The following is an 18,432-nucleotide window of genomic DNA, read 5'->3' on the forward strand; positions in this document are numbered from 1 at the left end:
GCGTGAATACGGAATTCGATGCCACCCGCCACGCGCCCGGCGCCACCGGCCTGGTCGACCACCTGCGCGCGCTGCTGCGCGCGGGATCGGCGCGCGGCCGCGCCGGCGCATTGAGCCGGCTCGCGATCGATGGCCTGCCCGATACGTGGACGCAACTGGAGGCCGGCGGTCTTTACGCGATCTACGCGGCCGGCGGCACGCCGGGATGCGACGCGCTCGTGTGGGAAAGCGCGCGCCAGGCGCGCACGCGCGACGTCACGATCGTGCTCGCGCGCGATCCGGTGCGCGTCGCCGCGCACATGGAATCGCTCGGCTTCGCGGGCGGCGCGCAACCGGCCGGCTGGCCGCGCAACCTGAACGTGCTGGCGATGCCGCCGGCGGCCGAGCCGGCCGACGCCGGCGTGACCGCCGCTGCGCCGCGCGGCGCGGCGCCGGGCCCGTTCGCGCGGCTGACCGGCGGGTTGCGCGCGATGAAGCGCTACGGGCTGCATGCCCGTTCGCTGTATTTCGTCGAAGGTGCGCAGCGTTGGTTCAGCTGGGACGATCCGGTCGCGCTCGCGGATGAAGCGCACGCGCTGGCCGACTGGTGCCGCACGCGCCGGATCGCGCTCGTGCTGCTGCTCGACCCCGAAGCGACCCGGGCGGGCGACGACGCGCGCACCGACGATGCGCCGCTCGTGCGCGACGCGGATCGTACGCCGCGCAGCGGCTTCCACGGGATCTGCTCGGGCGTCGCGCAGTTGCAGCGCACCCACGGCGAGCTGCTGTGGGTGGTCGATTTCTGGCGCGCGGGCGACACGCTCGCGGCCGGCGAGGTGCGGCCGCTGCGCTTTGCGCCGGGCGGCCGGCTGTCGGCGAGCGTCGATGGCGGCGCGATCGAACCGGCCCGCCGGATGAAGCTGGCGAGCGACGAGGATCGCGTGGTGGTCAGCCGCGCGGTGCTCGACGGCGTGAGCCGCGTGCCGGACGGCTGGGAGATCGTCGACGACAACGCGGCCGTCGTCGCCGCGTGCGCGACCGCGCAGGCCGCGACCGCGGTGCTCGTGTTCCGCTCGCACGCGCAGCTCGAAGCGCTGTGCGCGGACGTGCACGCACTGCGCCGGCAGTGCGGCGGCGCGCTGAAGATCGCGGTCGTCGAGCGTGGCGAGGTGCTGCGCCAGCAGTTCGAGGTGCTCGTGCTGAGCGTCGGCGCGAACCGGGTCGTCGCGCGCGACCTGCCCGTCTCGCGGATGCAGGCGGCCGTGCACGCGTTGCACGGCCAGCTCTACGCGCGGCCCGTCGCGGCCGACTATCGTGCGGCGCTCGCGGCCGCGCTCGGCGATTCGGTGCTCGGCTATCTGCCGGTCGGTGCGTTCTGCCTGCGGATTCGCGCGGTGCTCGACCGCGGCGCGGTGCTTGCGCTGCCGCACACGCTCGCGAAGCTCACGCTGTTGCCGGGCGTGTCGCACGTCGACGCGCTGCGGCACTGCCGGCCGCGCCGCGCGGGCGACGTCGTGACGGCCGATGCGGGGCACCTGTTCGTGTTCCTGTTCGCGTGCGAGCCGGTCGACGCCGACGATGCGCTCGCGCGGATCTTCGACGTGCCGGTCGATACGCTGTCCGATCGCGTCGTATGCCTCGGCCAGGGCAGCATCGACACCGAACTCGATGCGCTGAAGGCCGAGAACCGGCGCGCGCCGATCGCCGACTACAGCGACCTGTTCGCGGCGACGCAGCCGGCGCACGCCGCGCCCGCGCCCGCGCACGTCGAAGTCGACGCCGGCGCGGCGCTGCCCGACGCGAGCGAGGTGAGCGATGCGATCGAGGCGATCGATACCGTCGTCACGCTCGACGCGATCGGCACACCGCGGGCGTCCGATTCCGCCGCCGCCGATGCCGTCGACGCGTCTGCACCGGAGCCCGTCATTCCCGCCGCGCGTGCGCGCGGCGCCGTCCGCAGCGCGATGCCGCTGCGCAAGCAGGAGAACGCATGATCGGCGAACTCGTCATCGGCTTCATCGTCGGTATCGTGATTGCGGTGCCGGTGTGGATCGTCGCGCAGCACCTCGGTATCGGCCGCGGCTTCCACGCGCCGCGCGGCATCGACCGGCGTGACGCGGTGCCGTGCGAACTCGTGCCGGTCGCGCTGCGTGGCCGCCTGTTGCCGGGTGCCGGCGGCGAAGAAGGCGACAAGCGCGATAACCGCGATAACCGCGATAACCGCGACAGCAAGGCGGCACGATGAAGACGATCGCCCTCACGTCGACGGCAGGCGGCGCGGGCCGCACGACGCTGGCCGCCGCGCTCGCGGTGCTGCTCGCGCGCCGCGGCCGGCCGGTCGTTGCCGTCGAATTCGATGCACAGAACCTGATGGGCGCGACGCTCGGCCTCGATACGGTGGCCGAACACGGTCTCGCGCACAGCCTGCTGGGCGGCGCCGAACCGTGGCACGCGCATACGTGGCGCAACGCCGACGGCGTGCTGTTCGTGCCGTACGGGCAGGTCGATGCGGCCGGCGCCGCCGCGTGCGATGCGCGGCTCGTCGCCGATCCGGCCTGGCTGTCGCGCGCGCTCGACGAGATCGCGCTGCCGGCCGACGGCGTCGTGCTGGTCGACACAGCGCGCTATCCGTCGCCGCAGGCCGAGCAGGCGATTCGCCGCGCGGACCTGACACTCGTCGTCGTGCCGCCGGAGCCGGTCGCCTGCGCGACGACGGCCGCGCGGCTCGGCGCGCTGCGGGCCGGCCGCGGCGAACTGCGGATCGTCGTGAACCGGCTGAACCCGGCGCGCGACATGCAGCGCGACGCGCTGGCGATGCTGCGCGCGGTCGCGGGGCCGGCGTCGATGCTCGATCAGCGCATCCACGTCGACGCGGCGATGCCCGAAGCGCTCGCGCGCGGCAGCTGGATCTTCGACGATGCGCCGTATTCGCAGGCGTCGCACGACCTGAACGGCGTCGCGAACTGGGTCGACACGTGGCTGGCGGCGGCCGTCGCCGGCCGCGCGGGAGCCGCGCGATGAAGGCCGCGCTCGCGTCGCGACTGCGCGCGTTCGGCCGGCGCGCGGCAGACTGGTGCGCGCGCGGCATCGGGCTGCCGGCGCAACGCACGCGGGTGGACTGGTTCGTGCGGCTGTTCTTCCACGCGCCGCCGCCCGGCCGGCCCGATCATGTGCGCCGCTGGGTGCGCGTCGCGTTCCTGCGGCTCGCGCACGACTGGGGCGTGCTGCAGCCGCTCAGCGTGCGCGAATGGCTGTGGCGCGCGATCGTGCGCGCGCCGCGTGCGGCCGGCGGCCGGCCCGCGCGCGATCCGCTCGCGTGGTTCGACACGTTCGTCGTGCCTGTCTACGTGGCCGCGCGTGCGGTCGGCCGGCGCGTCAACGCGATGCTCGAGCGTCTGCCGTGGGCGCGCTGGGGCGGCTGGCTCGATGCGCGCGCGAACGGCGTCGGCCGGCGTCGCTGGCTCGCGCCGCTGCTGCTCGTCGCCGGCGCGGTGCTGTGGGCCGCGGCCGGAATGTCGCCGCTGATGCCCGGCGCGCAGTTCGCGTTCTTCGCGATCGTCGCGGTGCTCGCGCTCGCGCTGCGCCGCCTGCCGGGCCATCTGCCGACCCTCGCGCTCGCGTCGCTCGCGCTGCTGGCCACGCTGCGCTACGTGTGGTGGCGCACGACCCAGACGCTCGACTTCCGCAGCCCGGTCGAAGCCGTCGCCGGCTACCTGCTGTACGGCGCCGAAGCCTACACGTGGATGATCCTGCTGCTCGGCTTCGTGCAGACCGCGTGGCCGCTCGACCGGCCGATCGTGCCGCTGCCCGACGATCCGGACACCTGGCCGACCGTCGACGTCTATATCCCGACCTACAACGAGCCGCTGTCGGTCGTGAAGCCGACCGTGTTCGCCGCGCAGAGCATCGACTGGCCGAGCGCGAAGCTGCGCGTGTACCTGCTCGACGACGGCCGGCGCCCCGAGTTCGCGGCCTTCGCGGCCGAGGCCGGCATCGACTACCTGACGCGCGACGACAACCTTCACGCGAAGGCCGGCAACATCAACCGCGCGCTGCCGAAGACGCACGGCGACTACATCGCGATCTTCGACTGCGATCACGTGCCGACGCGCTCGTTCCTGCAGACGACGATGGGCGTGTTCCTGCGCGACCCGAAATGCGCGCTCGTGCAGACGCCGCACCATTTCTTCTCGCCCGATCCGTTCGAGCGCAATCTCGGCACGTTCCGCGAGGTCCCGAACGAGGGCAACCTGTTCTACGGCCTCGTGCAGTCGGGCAACGACCTGTGGAACGCGACGTTCTTCTGCGGATCGTGCGCGGTGCTCAAGCGCAGCGCGCTGGAGGAGGTCGGCGGCGTCGCGGTCGAGACGGTGACCGAGGACGCGCACACGGCGCTCAAGCTGCATCGGCGCGGCTATACGTCGGCGTACCTGCCGACCGTGCAGGCGGCCGGCCTCGCGACCGAAAGCCTCGCCGGCCACGTGAAGCAGCGCACGCGCTGGGCGCGCGGGATGGCGCAGATCTTCCGCATCGACAACCCGTTCCTCGGGCGCGGGCTCGGGTTCATCCAGCGGATCTGCTACGGCAACGCGATGCTGCATTTCTTCTACGGGATTCCGCGGCTGGTGTTCCTGACGATCCCGCTCGCGTATCTGTTCTTCCACCTGTACTTCATCAACGCGTCGTCGTTCGCGCTCGCGAGCTACGTGATCCCGTACCTCGTGCTCGCGAACGTCGCGAACTCGCGGATGCAGGGACGCTACCGTCATTCGTTCTGGGCCGAGGTCTACGAATCGGTGCTCGCGTGGTACATCGCGTTGCCGACCACGGTCGCGTTCTTCAGCCCGAAGCACGGCAAGTTCAACGTGACCGACAAGGGCGGCAAGATCGACGAAGGCTATGTCGACTGGTCGACGTCGAAGCCGTATCTCGTGCTGTTCGCGCTGAACGTGCTCGCGATCGTCGCCGGCCTGTGGCGGCTCGTGGCCGACCAGGGCGACGAGGCGTCGACGATCCTGATCACGCTCGGCTGGACCGTCTACAACCTCGCGATGCTCGGTGCGGCGCTGGCCGTCGCGCGCGAGACCAAGCAGGTGCGCGTCACGCACCGGATCGCGATGCGCGTGCCGGCGATGCTGCTGCTCGCCGACGGCTCGACCGCCGCGTGCTTCACGAGCGACTATTCGACCGGCGGCCTCGGGCTCGAAGCTGTGCCGGGGCTGCCGCTCGCCGTCGGCGACACGTTGACGGTGTGCGTGACGCGCGGCGACCGCGCGTTTCCGTTCCCGGTGCGCGTGACCCGTGCGACGCCGACCCATGTCGGCGTGAGCTTCGAGGAACTGACGCTCGAGCAGGAACGCCAGCTCGTGCAATGCACGTTCGGCCGCGCGGATGCGTGGCTCGACTGGCACGAAAGCGCCCGGCCCGACACGCCGCTCGGCGGGCTCAAGGAAGTGCTGCGGATCGGGCTGGACGGCTATGTACGAATGTGGAAGGGTGCGGCGCGCGGCGTGCAGGCCATGCTTGCGCCGAAACTCGATCGCGCGCGCGACTGACGCGGCGCGCATCATGGAGTGGGTTAGATGACGTTCTGGAATCTGTATTTCATCCTGAAGTTCGCGCTGTTCGCGACCGGGCGCCTGCAGCCGTTCTGGCTCGCGAACCTCGCGTTCGCGGTGGCGCTCGTGGCGAGCGCGCCGATCCGGTCGCGCGCGTGGCGCATCGTCCGGCAGGTCGTGGCGATCGCGATCGCGGTGCCGCTGCTCGCGCGCGAACTGCATGCGCCGCCGCTCACCCGTCTCGCGGAGGCCGCGCGCGAAGTCAGCACGTTCCGCCTCGACTACTGGATGGAGCTGCTGCCGCGCCTGTTGCCGCCCGTGCTGGCGCTGACGATCGTCGGCGTGCTGATCGTCTATTTCATCGTCAATCGCTGGCTGCGCGTCGCGACGTTCGTGGTCGCCGTGCTGGTCGTGATGCCGCTGTGGCAGGCCGGCAGCGGCCTGATGGCGCGCGTCGCCGCACCGGCGCAGCCGCAGGCGAACGCGGCGGGCGCCACGCGCGTCGATCAGCCCGAGGACCACAACGCGGCGCTCGCGACGTTCCGTGCGCAGGAGTCGCAGCGGCAGGTCGCGTTCGGCCATCTCGGCAGCGATCCGGCAGCGCAGTTCGACGTGATCGTGCTGCACATCTGCTCGCTGTCGTGGGACGACCTCGATGCGGCGAAGGTGCGCAACCATCCGATGCTGAGCCACTTCGACTACCTGTTCACGAACTTCAGCACGGCCGCGAGCTACAGCGGCCCGGCGGCGATCCGCGTGCTGCGCGCGAGCTGCGGGCAGGAAGCGCATGCGGACCTGTACAAGAGCGCGCCGCAGCAGTGCCATCTGTTCTCGCAACTGGCGGGTGCCGGCTACACGGTGCAGTCGCTGCTGAACCACGACGGCCATTTCGACAACTTCCTGCAGGTGATCCACGACAACATCGGCGTGGCCGATGCGCCGATGATCTCGAACGCGGCCGCGCCGGTCGCGATGCATGCGTTCGACGGCTCGGCGATCAAGGACGACTACTCGACGCTCGCGAACTGGTACGCGCAGCGTGCGGCGGTGCCGGGGCCCGTCGCGCTGTACTACAACACGATCAGCCTGCACGACGGCAACCGCGTCGTCGGCAGCGCGCTGACGAGCATCGACTCGTATCCGCAGCGCGCGACGAAGCTGATGACCGACTTCGACCGTCTCGCCGACCTGATCGCGCAATCGGGCCGCCGCGCGGTGATCGTGTTCGTGCCCGAGCACGGCGCCGCGTTGCGCGGCGACAAGAACCAGGTCGCGGGGCTGCGCGAAATTCCGACGCCGCGCATCGTGCACGGGCCGGTCGGCGTGCGGCTCGTCGGCTTCGCCGGCAACCACGGCGCGACGACCGTGATCGAGCAGCCGACCAGCTTCCTCGCGCTCGCGCAGTTGCTGTCGAATCTCGTGTCGAACAGTCCGTTCAAGCCGGGCGCGACGCTCGCGCAATACGCGACCGATTTGCCGCGCACGCGGATGATCGGCGAGAACGAGGGCACGGTGACGATGCAGACCGCCGCGGGTTACGCGGTGAAAACTCCGGACGGCGTATGGATCGACGAACAGTAACGATTTCCGGCGAAGGCGACGACGATCGCCTGTCGCAACCGAACGACGTGATCGGCCTCGCGCGGCATCTGCCCGCGCTCGATCCCGAGCGCTATGTCGACGAGCAGGCGCGCCGCGCGTTCGACGCGTCGCTCGATCGCTGGCCGACGCTCGCGAAGCTGATGGGATTGAAGCGGTAAACGTACGACGGCCGGCATGATCGCCGGCCGTCGTGGCTTCGTCGGGCGAACCCGCCTATTGCGTCTTGCGTTCCGGCTGGCGGGTCCATTCGTCTTCTTCGCCCGGCACCTTGCCGAACGTCTGATCGGCCCACGCGGCGCGCGCCGCATCGATCTTCGCGCGCTCGCTCGACACGAAATTCCATTCGATGAAACGCTCGCCCGGCAGGTGCGCGCCGCCGAGCAGCATCACGCGTGCGCCGTTCGTACTCGCCAGCGCGACGGTGGCGCCCGGTTCGAGCATGGCCATCGTCGCCGGGGCGAGCGGCGTGCCGTCGATGCTCAGGTCGCCGTCGACGAGATACACGCCGCGTTCGTCGTGCTCCGCATCGAGCGCGAGCTGCCCGCCCGGCGCGAATGCCGCATACGCATAGAGCGTCGGCGAGAACACGGCGACCGGCGACGCGCGCCCGAACGCGGTGCCCGCGATCACGCGCACCGTCACGCCGTCGCGCGTGAACGACGGCAGCGTGTCGGCCGCATGGTGAACGAACGCGGGCGCGGTGTCTTCATGCTCGACCGGCAGCGCGACCCAGGTCTGGATGCCGTGCACGGGCTGCTCGCGCGGTCGATCCTCGTCGGGCGAGCGCTCCGAATGCACGATGCCGCGGCCGGCCGTCATCCAGTTCACGTCGCCCGGCACGATCTTCTGCCGGAAGCCGAGGCTGTCGTGATGCATCAGCGAGCCGTCGAACAGGTAGGTGACGGTCGCGAGCCCGATGTGCGGATGCGGCAGCACGTCGATGCCGCGGCCGGCCGGCAACACGGCCGGGCCCATCTCGTCGAAGAAAATGAACGGGCCGACGAGGCGCGCGGCGCGTGCGGGCAGCACGCGGCGCACGACGAGGTTGCCGATATCGCTTTCGCGCGGCGTGAGCAGGGTCTTGATCGAAGCGGACATGGCGGGAATCTCGTGGCGGGGCGGTGACGGAAGGCGCTCAGGCGATCGCCGTGTCGATCGCGATCGGATGCGTGAGGATCTTGTGCACCGGGCACGCGTTCGCGATCTGCAGCAGGCGTTCGCGCTGCTCGCCGGTCAGGTCGCCGTCGAGCGTGATGCGGCGCACGATCGTGCTCCCCGCGCTGCCCGATTCGTGCGCGAGCTTCACGTGCACTTCGTCGAGTGGCCAGCCTTTGCGTTGCGCATACATCTTCAGCGTGATCGCGGTACACGCGCCGAGACTCGACAGCAGCAGCGCGACGGGCGTCGGCGCCGTATCGCCGCCGCCGAGCGACGCGGGTTCGTCGGCGCGCCACTGGTGGACGCCGTCGGTGAAGTGGACGAGGTAATCGACCGGGCCGATGCTCGCTTCGACGGTGAGTTCGCTCATTGAAATTCCAGGTGGGGAAAGGGGACGGGCCTGCCGGGCAGGCCGGACGTCAAGGTTCGAGCAGGCGCTGCAGCCGCAGCTCCTCGAAATCCAGTTCGGATTCTATGCGGTGCAGCACCGCGTCGTCGACCCGGCCCTCGCGATGCAGGCCGAGCAGCGCGTCGCGCGACACGCCGACCAGCTCGAGCTCCACGCGCAGCATCCGCGCGCGCACGTCCGCGGGCTCCGCACCGTCGCGGTGCGCGCGTTCGTTGAACGCGACGCGGCTGCGGTATTCGGTCAGCAGCCGGTCGAGCGATGCGCGTTCGAGGCCGGCGCCGCGCTGCTCGCGCGCGTCGAGCTCGGCAAGCGCCGCGCCGAACGTGTGCGCGCGCACCGCGTGTTCGGACATCGTGCGGCGCGCGGCCGGACGCAGTTTCAGTGCACGGATCAGCGGCGCGAGCGTGCCGCCCTGCACGACGAGCGTCGCGATGATCAGCAGGAACGTGCTGAACAGGATCAGGTCGCGGCCCGGAAAGTTGGCCGGCAGCGCGATCGCGGCCGCGAGGCTCACGACGCCGCGCATGCCCGACCAGCCGAGCACGACGGCTTCGCGCCACGACCACGCCGCGTGGCCCGCGCGCCGTGCACGCAGGCGGCCCGGCAGCCACATCGCGACGAACACCCACACGATGCGCGCGCCGATCGCGGCGGCCGTCGCCGGCAGCGCGACCCGCAGGCCGGCCGTCAGCACCGCGCCTTCGTGGTTCACGCCCGCGAGGATCGCGTGCAGCGCGAGGCCGATCAGGATGAACACGAGCGCGTCGAGCACGAACACGATCGCTTCCCACGTCGCCTTCGCCTTGATCCGCATGTCGGCGCCGAACACGCGATGCTGGCGCACGCCGAGCACGAGGCCGCAGGTGACGACCGACAGCACGCCGGAGCCGTGCACGGCTTCCGCGATCCCGTAGCTGCCCCATGCCATCGCGAACGTCACGACGATGCCGAGCATCGGCTCGCGCAGGCGTTGCAGTACCCAGCACATCGCATGGCCGCATGCGAGGCCGACCGCGATGCCGATCAGCGTGAGCGAGAAGAACAGGCCGGTCGCGCTCGCCGCCGTGATCGATACGGCGAACGCGGCCGACACGGCCATCTGGTACAGCAGCAGGCCCGACGCATCGTTGACGAGGCTTTCGCCTTCCAGCACCGCGACGAGCCGCGCGGGCAGCGGGTGGCGCTGGAGGATCGCCTTCGCGGCGACCGCGTCGGGCGGCGACACGATCGCACCGAGCGTGAAGCATGCGGCCCACGGCAGCGCGGGATTCGCCGCATGCACCGCGAGCGCGACCGCGACGGTCGTGAACGCCACGGCCCCGAGCGCGAGCGACGCGATCGATGCGAGCTCCTGCCGGAATTCCTTCCACGCGGTGTAGAACCCGCTCGACATCAGGAGCGGAGGCAGCACGGCCGCGAGCAACAGTGCCGGGTCCATGTCGGGCACGCGCTTGCCGGCGACGGCGACCACGCAGCCGCCGAGCAGCAGCACGACGGCCGGCGGAATCGAGATTCGCTCGGCGAGCCAGGTGAGCGCGCCCGCGCCGCAGATCAACAGCAACAGGTAATGGAACAGCTCGACGTTGGTCATGCGCGGCGGGCGGCGATGGAGTGGATCAAGAAGGCTTGCGGTCGTTCGCGGCGCCGCCCGGCAACGCGCCGAACATGTGCTGGCTGCACTTCGCATCGCGCCATGCGGTGTTCAGCCGATGGCCGGACAGCATGCGCCGCGCGACGGGCAGGATCTGTTCGCCCGCCAGCATGCCGAGCAGGCCGACGAGCGCGATGACCGGCGGCGCGGGCGAGTTCACGCCGATCGCGCCGTAGATGACGCCGGCGAGGGTGCCGGCGAGCAGCGACAGGACATACGGTTTCATGGTGGTGCGCCTCGTGATGGCCGAGCGGCACCGGAACGGCACCGTCAAAGTCCTGAAAGCGTATCGGGTTTACGTGAAGAAAAAAAGGGCGGGCAGTCCCGAACGGACGTCCATTCGGGAATCGGATCGATTCCATTCCTTGGGTGTTCGCGCCGCGCGTTTGCGGCTTAAATGTTTCAGCCCGGATGATGACGATCCGGCGCCGACGCATTCCGGGCGCCTCCCGCTTTCACGGTCGAGGCAGCCGCCTATTTTCCGTTCACAGGACCCATCCGCCATGAGCAACCCGAAACTTGAAGTACTGACGCCGCAGAACAGCCAGCTGATCTTCATCGACCAGCAGCCGCAAATGGCGTTCGGCGTGCAGTCGATCGATCGGCAGACGCTGAAGAACAACGTCGTCGGGCTCGCGAAGGCCGCGAAGGTCTTTAACATCCCGACCACGATCACGACGGTCGAAAGCGACAGCTTCTCGGGCCACACCTATCCCGAGCTGCTCGACGTGTTCCCGAACCAGAAGACGCTCGAACGCACGTCGATGAACTCGTGGGACGACCAGAAGGTGCGCGACGCGCTTGCCGCGAACGGCCGCAAGAAGGTGGTGGTGTCGGGCCTGTGGACCGAAGTCTGCAACACGACGTTCGCGCTGTGCGCGATGCTCGAAGGCGACTACGAGATCTACATGGTCGCCGATGCATCGGGCGGCACGACGCAGGCTGCGCACGACTTCGCGATGCAGCGCATGGTGCAGGCCGGCGTGGTGCCGGTCACGTGGCAGCAGGTGCTGCTCGAATGGCAGCGCGACTGGGCGCGCCGCGATTCGTACGACGCGGTGATGGCGATCGCGAAGGAGCATTCGGGCGCGTACGGGATGGGCGTCGATTACGCGTACACGATGGTCCACAAGGCGCCGCAGCGTACCGCGACGCCGCACGAGTCGATTCCGGCCGTGCCCGCGAAGTAACGCGCTGCCGGCCGCGATCGCCGCGACGGTTGCCGCGGCGATCGCGTGCCGTCGGCCGTCGCGCGGTCAGGCGGCGGGCAGCGCCCACGGCGCGCGCGAGAAATGTTCGGCGAGGAAATCGAGCAGCACCGTCACGCGCGCGGCGCGCAGCATGCCGGGCGGCGTGACGAGGTTCACGTTGATGTCGGCGATCTTCCAGTCGCTCATCACTTCCTCGAGCGCGCCGCGCTGCAGTTCGTCCCACACCAGGAACTCGGGCTGCAGCGCGAGGCCGTGACCGCCGACGAGGGCGGGGAGGATCACGTCCGCATTGTTCGTGCGAATGCGGCCGTGCACGTTCACGCCGACATCCTCGCCGGATGCCGAATGGCGGAAGCGCCAGTGCTCGGGCGTCGGCAGGTTCGTATACGTGAGGCACACGTGCTGTTCGATGTCGCGCGGATGCGTGGGGCGGCCGCGCCGGTCGAGATACGCGGGCGCCGCGACGAGCGGCCGGCGCACCGCGCAGAGGCGACGCGAGCGCAGCGTCGAATCGCTCAGCTCGGCGATGCGGATCGCGACGTCGAAGCCGCCCGATACGATGTCGACGATGTGATCGGTGAGCACGAGATCGATGTCGACGCGCGGATAGCGCTCGAGAAACGTGGGCAACACCGGCGACAGATGGTGCAGCCCGAACGACATCGGCGCGTTCACGCGCACGAGGCCGTGCGGTTCGAGCGCTTGCGCGGTGGCTTCGCTTTCGATCAGTTCCGCATCGGCGAGCAGGCGGATCGCGCGGTCGCGCAGCAGTTCGCCGGTCGGCGTGAGCGACAGCTTGCGCGACGTGCGGTACAGCAGCATCGCGCCGAGGCGTTTTTCGAGGCGCGCGATCGCTTTCGACACGGTGGGTTGCGAGACGCCGAGCTGCTCGGCGGCTTTCGCGAACGAACCCGTCTCCGCGACGCGCGCGAAGATGGCCCAGGCTTCGAGATCAGGAAGGTGTTGCATGGTCGGAGCGGATGGCAGGGAAGCGAAACGGATGCGAGGGCGGCGCGGCATGCGGCCGATGCGATGCGGATCATTCTAATCCCGCCGGGAGGAAAATCGTTATGGAATCTTATCTAATTTCATTGGGCGCCGGCGTGCTGATCGGCGTCGTGTACAGCGTGATCAAGGTGCGTTCGCCTGCGCCGCCGCTGATCGCGCTGGTGGGCCTCGCCGGCATGCTGGTCGGCGTGCAGGCCATCGCGCCGGTTCGTCACTGGCTCGGCTTCTGAACGCATCGAGGAGATGTCAATGAGCGCAACCGATACTCAACCCGATCTGATCCTGCACAGCGGGCGCATCACGACGCTCGATCGTGCGAACCCGATCGCGGCCGCCGTCGCGATCAAGGACGGCCGCTTCGTCGCCGTCGGCAGCGACGCGGACGTCATGCCGCTCGCGGGCCGCGCGACGAAGGTGGTCGATCTCGGCGGCCGCGGCGTGCTGCCGGGCCTGATCGACAACCATTGCCACGTGATTCGCGGCGGCCTGAACTACAACATGGAACTGCGCTGGGACGGCGTGCCGTCGCTCGCGCTCGCGATGGAGATGCTCAAGCAGCAGGTCGCGATCACGCCCGCGCCGCAGTGGGTGCGCGTGGTCGGCGGCTTCACCGAACACCAGTTCGTGGAGAAGCGGCTGCCGACGATCGACGAACTCAATGCGGTCGCGCCGGACACGCCCGTGTTCATCCTGCATCTGTACGATCGCGCGTTGCTGAACGCGGCGGCGCTGCGGGTGGTCGGCTACACGAAGGACACGCCGGAGCCGCCGGGCGGGACGATCCTGCGCGATGCGGCGGGCAACCCGACCGGCCTGCTGCTCGCGAACCCGAACGCGACAATCCTCTACGCGACGCTCGCGAAGGGGCCGAAGCTGCCGTTCGAGTATCAGTACAACTCGACGCGCCATTTCATGCGCGAGCTGAACCGGCTGGGCGTGACGGGCGTGATCGATGCGGGCGGCGGTTCGCAGAATTATCCCGACGATTACGAAGTGATCCGCAAGCTGCACGACGCGGGCGAGATGACGATCCGGATCGCGTACAACCTGTTCACGCAGAAGCCGAACGCGGAAAAGGAAGACTTCGTGAACTGGACGAAGAGCGTCAAGTACCACGACGGCACTGACTACTTCCGCAATAACGGCGCCGGCGAGATGCTGGCGTTTTCCGCGGCCGACTTCGAGGATTTCCGCGTCGCGCGGCCGGACCTGCCCGCGCAGATGGAGGACGATCTCGAAGGCGTCGTGCGCGTGCTCGCGGAAAACCGCTGGCCGTGGCGCATGCACGCGACCTACGACGAAACGATCAGCCGCGCGCTCGACGTATTCGAGAAGGTCAACGAAGACATCCCGCTCGAAGGGCTGAACTGGTTCTTCGATCACGCGGAAACGATCACCGAGAAATCGATGGACCGGATCGCCGCGCTCGGCGGCGGCATCGCGGTGCAGCACCGGATGGCGTACCAGGGCGAATACTTCGTCGAGCGCTACGGCGCGCAAGCCGCGGAGGCGACGCCGCCGGTCGCGAAGATGCTTGCCAAGGGGCTGAAGGTGTCGGCCGGCACCGACGCGACGCGCGTCGCATCGTACAACCCGTGGGTGTCGCTCGCATGGCTCGTGACGGGCAAGACGGTCGGCGGCATGCGCATGTATCCGCAGCGCAACCTGCTCGATCGCGAAACCGCGCTGCGGATGTGGACCGAGTACGTGACGTGGTTCTCGAACGAGGAGGGCAAGAAGGGGCGCATCGCGGTGGGGCAGCTTGCCGACCTGGTGGTCCCGGATCGCGATTTCTTCGCATGCGCGGAGGACGACATCGCCGCCACGACCGCGTTGCTGACGGTGGTCGACGGGAAGATCGTGTGGGGCGCGGGGCCGTTCGCGTCGCACGACGCGCCGATTCCGCCGGCGATGCCCGACTGGTCGCCGGTGCGCGAGTTCGGCGGCTATGGCGGCTGGGGCGCGACGCAGCGCAACGGCGCGCCGCTGCAACGCGCGGCGGCCGCCGCGATGTGCGGCTGCGCGAATGAATGCAACCTTCACCAGCATGCGCACGCGAGCGCATGGGCAAGCACGTTGCCGACGTCGGATGCGAAGGGCTTCTGGGGCGCGTTCGGGTGCTCTTGCTGGGCGATCTGACATGACGACGCGCCCCGTCTACCGCACCCCCTCGTGGCTCCGCGTGCTGTTCGCGCAGCCGTGGGTCCTGCCGCTCGCGCGCGTCGCGCTGGTGTCCGCCTATCTGCTCGGCGGCGTCGCGAAGGCGCTGGACTTCCACGGCGCGGTCGCGGAGCAGGCGCATTTCGGCCTGCAGCCGGCCGCGCTGTGGGCGGCGCTCGCGATCGCGGTCGAGATCGCCGGCTCGCTGTGCGTGGTGTTTCGCCGTTTCACCTGGCTGGGCGCCGGCAGTCTCGGTATGCTGACGCTCGTCGCGATGTTCGTGGCGAACGATTTCTGGAACCGTTCCGGCGCCGAACGGTTCATGGCGCTCAACAGCTTTTTCGAGCATCTCGGGCTGATCGCGGCACTCGTGCTCGCGACCGTGCTCGACGATGCGCGGCAACCGGCCGATGATGGCCGCTCCATTCGATGACGATGCAACAACCAGGAAACCCTGTGATGAAATCCGTTCGTTCCGTGCTGCTCGCCGCGATGCTCGCGGGCGGCCTCGCCGTCGCGCCCGTGACGTTCGCGAAACCGCCGGCGCCGCCCGCGGTCGTGCCGACGGTGGCGGTCGGCCCGCAGTACGACACGACCCACGTGTGCGTCGCACCCGAAGACTTCGACCGCTTCACCGACAGCTTCGTCGCGACGTTCGGCGGCAAGAAGTCGAAGCAGGGCGTGTTCCAGGTCACGCCGACGCCGAGCCAGACGATGTCGCAACTCGTGCTGACACCGGTCGGCACGATCTCGGTATTCGGTTTCAAGACGCCGATCCCGTATCCGTTCTGCGCGGAGCGTACCGGCTATCTCGTGACCGACATGGACGTCGCCGTGAAGTCCGCGCGCGAGCACGGTGCCGACGTGATCGTCGACACGTTTCCCGATCCGATCGGCCGCGACGCGATCGTCACATGGGCGGGCGGCGTGAACATGCAGCTGTACTGGCACACGCAGGCGCCGAATTACGACGCGCTGCAGACCATCCCCGAGAATCGCGTCTACGTGTCGCCGCAAAGCGTCCGCAAGTTCGTGCACGACTTCGTCAAGTTCTCGAAAGGCAAGGTGGTGTCCGACACCCTGAAGGCGCCGGGCATCGAGATCGGCCGGCCGGACGATACGTACCGCCGCATTCGGATCGAATCGGGCTTCGGCAAGATGACCGTGCTGGTGACCGACGGCCATCTGCCTTACCCGTTCGGCCGCGAGATGACCGGCTACGACGTGCCCGATCTCGCCGCGACGCTGAAGCAGGCCGAAGCCGCGGGCGTAACCGTGCTCGTGCCGCCGTTCAAGTCGGACGGCCGCGACGCGGCGCTCGTGCAGTTCCCCGGCGGCTACGTCGCCGAGATCCACGCGAGCGCGGCGCGATGAAGCACGAGGACACGATTCTCGCCGCGGTGGCCGGCTTCGTCGACACGCTGAGCTTCGTCGCGCTGTTCGGGCTCTTCACCGCGCACGTGACCGGCAACTTCGTGCTGATCGGCGCCGGCCTCGCGGGCTTCGGCCAGGGTGTCGTGCTGAAGCTCAGCGTGTTTCCGGCGTTCGTGTGCGGCGTGATCGCGAGCAGCCTGATCGCGCGGTCGATGGCCGCGCGGCCGGCGTGGCAGGGCACGCGCGTGCTGCATACGGTGCAGGCCGTGCTGCTGCTCGGCTTCTGCGCGGCCGGCGTGTGGGCGACGCCCGTCACGCAGCCCGACAGCGTGGCGGCGCTCGTGGCCGGCATCGTCGGCACGTTCGCGATGGGCGTGCAGAATGCGCATCCGCGCGTGATCGCGCGCGCGGGCGGCGTGCCGAACACGGTGATGACCGGCAACGTCACGCAGGCGATCCTGGACGCCGTCGACATGCTGTCCCCCGGCACGGCGGACAGCGTGCGCGCCACCGCACGCGCACGTTTCGCGAAGATGCTGCCGGCGATCGTCGCGTTCGCGCTCGGCGCGGCGGGCGGTGCGATCGGGTTCCGCTACGTCGGATTCCTGGCGCTGCTGGTGCCCGTCGGCGCGCTCGCGACGCTTGCGCTGTGCGCGGCGCAATCAGCCGGTACGCCCACGCAGGAGCGTGCATGAGCGAGCGACGCGGGCGACGCCACGGCCGCCGCTTCGAGTGGGCCGCGCACGTGTCGATCGTCGCGGGGCTGCTGTGCGCGGGCGCCGACGCGGCGTTCGCGGAAACGGCGGTTGCGTCGACGTCGACGCAAGAACCGGCGCCGGCATCGACTGCGTCATCGGCCTCGTCGCCGGCCTCGACGTCCGCGGCGGCCACCGCATCGACGTGCACCGCCAAACGCCCGACCGTTCTGTTCAACCGCTGGCAGGAAGACTGGTCGGTGCTTGCGAATCCCTGCGTGCCGCGCGCGCCGCTCGACGGGCTGAAAACCATCCCGCTCGGCAACGATCCGTCGTCCTATCTGTCGCTCGGCGTGAACCTGCGCGAGCGGCTCGAAACCAACGACGCACCGCTGTTCGGCATCGGCTCCGCGCAATCGGATACGTACGTGATCCAGCGCGTCGAAGTGCATGCCGATGCGCATCTCGGCCCGCACTGGCAGTTCTTCACGCAATTGCAGGACGCACGCGCGTTTGGCAAGAACACGGTGTCGCCGGTCGATAAAAACCCGCTCGATCTCGAACAGGCATTCGCGACCTACACGGGCGCGCTTGGCGGCGGCACGGTCAAGTTCCGCGTCGGCCGGCAGGAGATGGCGTTCGACTTGCAGCGCTTCATCGCCGCGCGCGACGGCCCGAACGTGCGGCTCGCGTTCGATGCGGTGTGGGCCGATTACGAATACGGCAAGTGGCGCTTCATCGGCTATGCGACGCAGCCGGTGCAGAACCGCAACGCATCCGATTTCGACGACGTGTCGAATCGCGATCTCACGTTCAGCGGCGTGCGTTTCGAGCGGCAGTCGGTCGGGCCGGGCGACCTGTCCGGCTACTGGTCGCGCTACAACCGCCGCGGCGCGCGTTTCCTCGATGCGAGCGGCCCCGAGCATCGCGACGTATGGGACGTCCGCTACACGGGCACGCACGGGCGCTTCGACTGGGATCTCGAGACGATGCTGCAGACCGGCACGGTCGGCAACGCCACGATCGGCGCGTGGGCCGTCGGTTCGATCGCCGGCTACAGGCTCGACGCGCCGTGGTCGCCGCGCATCGCGCTGCAGGTGGACGCGGCATCGGGCGACCGGCATCCGCACGACGGCCGCATCGGCACCTTCAATCCGCTGTTTCCGAACGGCTATTACTTCACGCTGGCCGGCTATACGAGTTACGCGAACCTGATTCACGTGAAGCCGTCCGTGACGCTGAAACCGGCGGCGAACCTGTCGTTGCTCGGTGCGCTGGGCTTCCAGTGGCGCGAGACGACCGGCGACGCCGTCTATCAGCAGCCGAACATCCCGGTGCCGGGCACCACCGGCAAGGGCGGCCTGTGGACGGGCATGTACGTGCAGTTGCGCGCGGACTGGACGATCGCCGCGAACCTGATCGGCGCGGTGGAGGCCGTGCATTTCCAGGTCGGCGACGCGATCCGGCAGGCGGGCGGGCACAACGCGGATTACGTCGGCGTCGAGCTGAAGTACGGCTGGTGACGGCGGCGCGCGGCAACCCGCACGCGGCTTGAAAAAGGACAGCCCCGTGAACTGCGGGGCTGTCCTTCGTTCGTCCGGGCCGGCAGCATGGCCGGCCGCGTTCG

General features: G+C 69.6%; 18 protein-coding genes. 13 read left to right on the forward strand and 5 right to left on the reverse strand.

All coding sequences use genetic code 11. From position 1 onward, the window contains the following. Nucleotides 1-2 precede the first annotated feature (2 nt). Genes bcsE through CFB81_RS06670 form a run of 6 tightly spaced genes read left to right on the forward strand, consistent with a single transcriptional unit; the run spans nt 3 to nt 7,297 of the window. Nucleotides 3-1,973, forward strand: coding sequence for a cellulose biosynthesis protein BcsE (gene bcsE, locus CFB81_RS06645; protein WP_089434882.1), 1,971 nt, complete (start codon nt 3-5; stop codon nt 1,971-1,973). Further along, on the forward strand, nt 1,970-2,224 hold the full coding sequence (locus CFB81_RS06650) for a hypothetical protein (RefSeq protein ID WP_069617186.1): 255 nt from the start codon (nt 1,970-1,972) through the stop codon (nt 2,222-2,224). The genes bcsE and CFB81_RS06650 overlap by 4 nt, the downstream gene beginning before the upstream one ends. Further along, entirely contained in the window at nt 2,221-3,000 is a 780-nt protein-coding gene (gene bcsQ, locus CFB81_RS06655) for a cellulose biosynthesis protein BcsQ (RefSeq protein WP_089434883.1), read from the forward strand. Before CFB81_RS06650 ends, bcsQ begins: the two co-directional genes overlap by 4 nt. Beyond that, nucleotides 2,997-5,534 (forward strand): UDP-forming cellulose synthase catalytic subunit, encoded by a 2,538-nt coding sequence (bcsA, locus tag CFB81_RS06660; protein ID WP_089435338.1) that lies wholly within the window; start codon nt 2,997-2,999, stop codon nt 5,532-5,534. Before bcsQ ends, bcsA begins: the two co-directional genes overlap by 4 nt. Before the next feature lie 27 nt (nt 5,535-5,561). Beyond that, the gene (bcsG, locus tag CFB81_RS06665) at nt 5,562-7,118 is read left to right on the forward strand and encodes a cellulose biosynthesis protein BcsG (protein WP_089434884.1); all 1,557 of its coding nucleotides are present in this window, start codon (nt 5,562-5,564) and stop codon (nt 7,116-7,118) included. Then, entirely contained in the window at nt 7,100-7,297 is a 198-nt protein-coding gene (locus CFB81_RS06670) for a hypothetical protein (RefSeq protein ID WP_069617189.1), read from the forward strand. Before bcsG ends, CFB81_RS06670 begins: the two co-directional genes overlap by 19 nt. A 55-nt stretch (nt 7,298-7,352) precedes the next feature. Here CFB81_RS06670 and CFB81_RS06675 read toward each other — a convergent pair whose 3' ends face one another. Genes CFB81_RS06675 through CFB81_RS06690 form a run of 4 tightly spaced genes read right to left on the reverse strand, consistent with a single transcriptional unit; the run spans nt 7,353 to nt 10,583 of the window. After that, complete coding sequence (locus CFB81_RS06675) at nt 7,353-8,237, reverse strand: pirin family protein (protein WP_089434885.1); 885 nt, start codon at nt 8,235-8,237, stop codon at nt 7,353-7,355. Between the two features lie 37 nt (nt 8,238-8,274). Next, a complete protein-coding gene (locus CFB81_RS06680) occupies nt 8,275-8,667 on the reverse strand; it encodes an OsmC family protein (protein ID WP_069617191.1) in 393 nt (130 codons plus the stop codon). 49 nt (nt 8,668-8,716) lie between these two features. Next, the gene (locus CFB81_RS06685; RefSeq protein ID WP_089434886.1) at nt 8,717-10,297 is read right to left on the reverse strand and encodes a sodium:proton antiporter; all 1,581 of its coding nucleotides are present in this window, start codon (nt 10,295-10,297) and stop codon (nt 8,717-8,719) included. A 25-nt stretch (nt 10,298-10,322) separates the two neighbouring features. After that, entirely contained in the window at nt 10,323-10,583 is a 261-nt protein-coding gene (locus tag CFB81_RS06690) for a XapX domain-containing protein (RefSeq protein WP_089434887.1), read from the reverse strand. Nucleotides 10,584-10,860: 277 nt separating this feature from the next. Between CFB81_RS06690 and CFB81_RS06695 the strand changes: the two genes are divergently transcribed. Continuing rightward, the gene (locus CFB81_RS06695; RefSeq protein ID WP_059837139.1) at nt 10,861-11,547 is read left to right on the forward strand and encodes a hydrolase; all 687 of its coding nucleotides are present in this window, start codon (nt 10,861-10,863) and stop codon (nt 11,545-11,547) included. A 66-nt stretch (nt 11,548-11,613) separates the two neighbouring features. Here CFB81_RS06695 and CFB81_RS06700 read toward each other — a convergent pair whose 3' ends face one another. Continuing rightward, nucleotides 11,614-12,537, reverse strand: coding sequence for a LysR family transcriptional regulator (locus CFB81_RS06700; protein WP_069617193.1), 924 nt, complete (start codon nt 12,535-12,537; stop codon nt 11,614-11,616). A 101-nt stretch (nt 12,538-12,638) separates the two neighbouring features. Between CFB81_RS06700 and CFB81_RS06705 the strand changes: the two genes are divergently transcribed. Genes CFB81_RS06705 through CFB81_RS06730 form a run of 6 tightly spaced genes read left to right on the forward strand, consistent with a single transcriptional unit; the run spans nt 12,639 to nt 18,328 of the window. Beyond that, complete coding sequence (locus CFB81_RS06705) at nt 12,639-12,806, forward strand: DUF1427 family protein (RefSeq protein ID WP_069617194.1); 168 nt, start codon at nt 12,639-12,641, stop codon at nt 12,804-12,806. Between the two features lie 19 nt (nt 12,807-12,825). After that, complete coding sequence (locus tag CFB81_RS06710; protein ID WP_089434888.1) at nt 12,826-14,715, forward strand: amidohydrolase; 1,890 nt, start codon at nt 12,826-12,828, stop codon at nt 14,713-14,715. A 1-nt stretch (nt 14,716) separates the two neighbouring features. Further along, complete coding sequence (locus CFB81_RS06715; RefSeq protein WP_089434889.1) at nt 14,717-15,169, forward strand: DoxX family protein; 453 nt, start codon at nt 14,717-14,719, stop codon at nt 15,167-15,169. 26 nt (nt 15,170-15,195) lie between these two features. Next, nucleotides 15,196-16,110 carry a glyoxalase gene (locus tag CFB81_RS06720; protein ID WP_089434890.1) on the forward strand — a complete coding sequence of 305 codons (915 nt, stop codon included), beginning with the start codon at nt 15,196-15,198 and terminating at the stop codon, nt 16,108-16,110. Further along, on the forward strand, nt 16,107-16,805 hold the full coding sequence (locus tag CFB81_RS06725; protein ID WP_089434891.1) for a YoaK family protein: 699 nt from the start codon (nt 16,107-16,109) through the stop codon (nt 16,803-16,805). Before CFB81_RS06720 ends, CFB81_RS06725 begins: the two co-directional genes overlap by 4 nt. Beyond that, on the forward strand, nt 16,802-18,328 hold the full coding sequence (locus tag CFB81_RS06730) for an alginate export family protein (protein ID WP_089434892.1): 1,527 nt from the start codon (nt 16,802-16,804) through the stop codon (nt 18,326-18,328). The genes CFB81_RS06725 and CFB81_RS06730 overlap by 4 nt, the downstream gene beginning before the upstream one ends. Nucleotides 18,329-18,432: the final 104 nt, after the last annotated feature.

It is taken from the genome of Burkholderia sp. AU28863 (assembly GCF_002223195.1).
In the GTDB taxonomy this organism is placed as follows: Bacteria; Pseudomonadota; Gammaproteobacteria; order Burkholderiales; family Burkholderiaceae; genus Burkholderia; species Burkholderia sola.

What these genes read in the sequence shown, in the direction of transcription:
- CFB81_RS06650 (WP_069617186.1), top strand. Translation starts at nt 1,970, where the DNA reads ATGATCGGCGAACTCGTCATCGGCTTCATCGTCGGTATCGTGATTGCG.
- bcsQ (WP_089434883.1), top strand. Translation starts at nt 2,221, where the DNA reads ATGAAGACGATCGCCCTCACGTCGACGGCAGGCGGCGCGGGCCGCACG.
- bcsA (WP_089435338.1), top strand. Translation starts at nt 2,997, where the DNA reads ATGAAGGCCGCGCTCGCGTCGCGACTGCGCGCGTTCGGCCGGCGCGCG.
- bcsG (WP_089434884.1), top strand. Translation starts at nt 5,562, where the DNA reads ATGACGTTCTGGAATCTGTATTTCATCCTGAAGTTCGCGCTGTTCGCG.
- CFB81_RS06670 (WP_069617189.1), top strand. Translation starts at nt 7,100, where the DNA reads ATGGATCGACGAACAGTAACGATTTCCGGCGAAGGCGACGACGATCGC.
- CFB81_RS06675 (WP_089434885.1), bottom strand. Translation starts at nt 8,237, where the DNA reads ATGTCCGCTTCGATCAAGACCCTGCTCACGCCGCGCGAAAGCGATATC.
- CFB81_RS06680 (WP_069617191.1), bottom strand. Translation starts at nt 8,667, where the DNA reads ATGAGCGAACTCACCGTCGAAGCGAGCATCGGCCCGGTCGATTACCTC.
- CFB81_RS06685 (WP_089434886.1), bottom strand. Translation starts at nt 10,297, where the DNA reads ATGACCAACGTCGAGCTGTTCCATTACCTGTTGCTGTTGATCTGCGGC.
- CFB81_RS06690 (WP_089434887.1), bottom strand. Translation starts at nt 10,583, where the DNA reads ATGAAACCGTATGTCCTGTCGCTGCTCGCCGGCACCCTCGCCGGCGTC.
- CFB81_RS06695 (WP_059837139.1), top strand. Translation starts at nt 10,861, where the DNA reads ATGAGCAACCCGAAACTTGAAGTACTGACGCCGCAGAACAGCCAGCTG.
- CFB81_RS06700 (WP_069617193.1), bottom strand. Translation starts at nt 12,537, where the DNA reads ATGCAACACCTTCCTGATCTCGAAGCCTGGGCCATCTTCGCGCGCGTC.
- CFB81_RS06705 (WP_069617194.1), top strand. Translation starts at nt 12,639, where the DNA reads ATGGAATCTTATCTAATTTCATTGGGCGCCGGCGTGCTGATCGGCGTC.
- CFB81_RS06710 (WP_089434888.1), top strand. Translation starts at nt 12,826, where the DNA reads ATGAGCGCAACCGATACTCAACCCGATCTGATCCTGCACAGCGGGCGC.
- CFB81_RS06715 (WP_089434889.1), top strand. Translation starts at nt 14,717, where the DNA reads ATGACGACGCGCCCCGTCTACCGCACCCCCTCGTGGCTCCGCGTGCTG.
- CFB81_RS06720 (WP_089434890.1), top strand. Translation starts at nt 15,196, where the DNA reads ATGAAATCCGTTCGTTCCGTGCTGCTCGCCGCGATGCTCGCGGGCGGC.
- CFB81_RS06725 (WP_089434891.1), top strand. Translation starts at nt 16,107, where the DNA reads ATGAAGCACGAGGACACGATTCTCGCCGCGGTGGCCGGCTTCGTCGAC.
- CFB81_RS06730 (WP_089434892.1), top strand. Translation starts at nt 16,802, where the DNA reads ATGAGCGAGCGACGCGGGCGACGCCACGGCCGCCGCTTCGAGTGGGCC.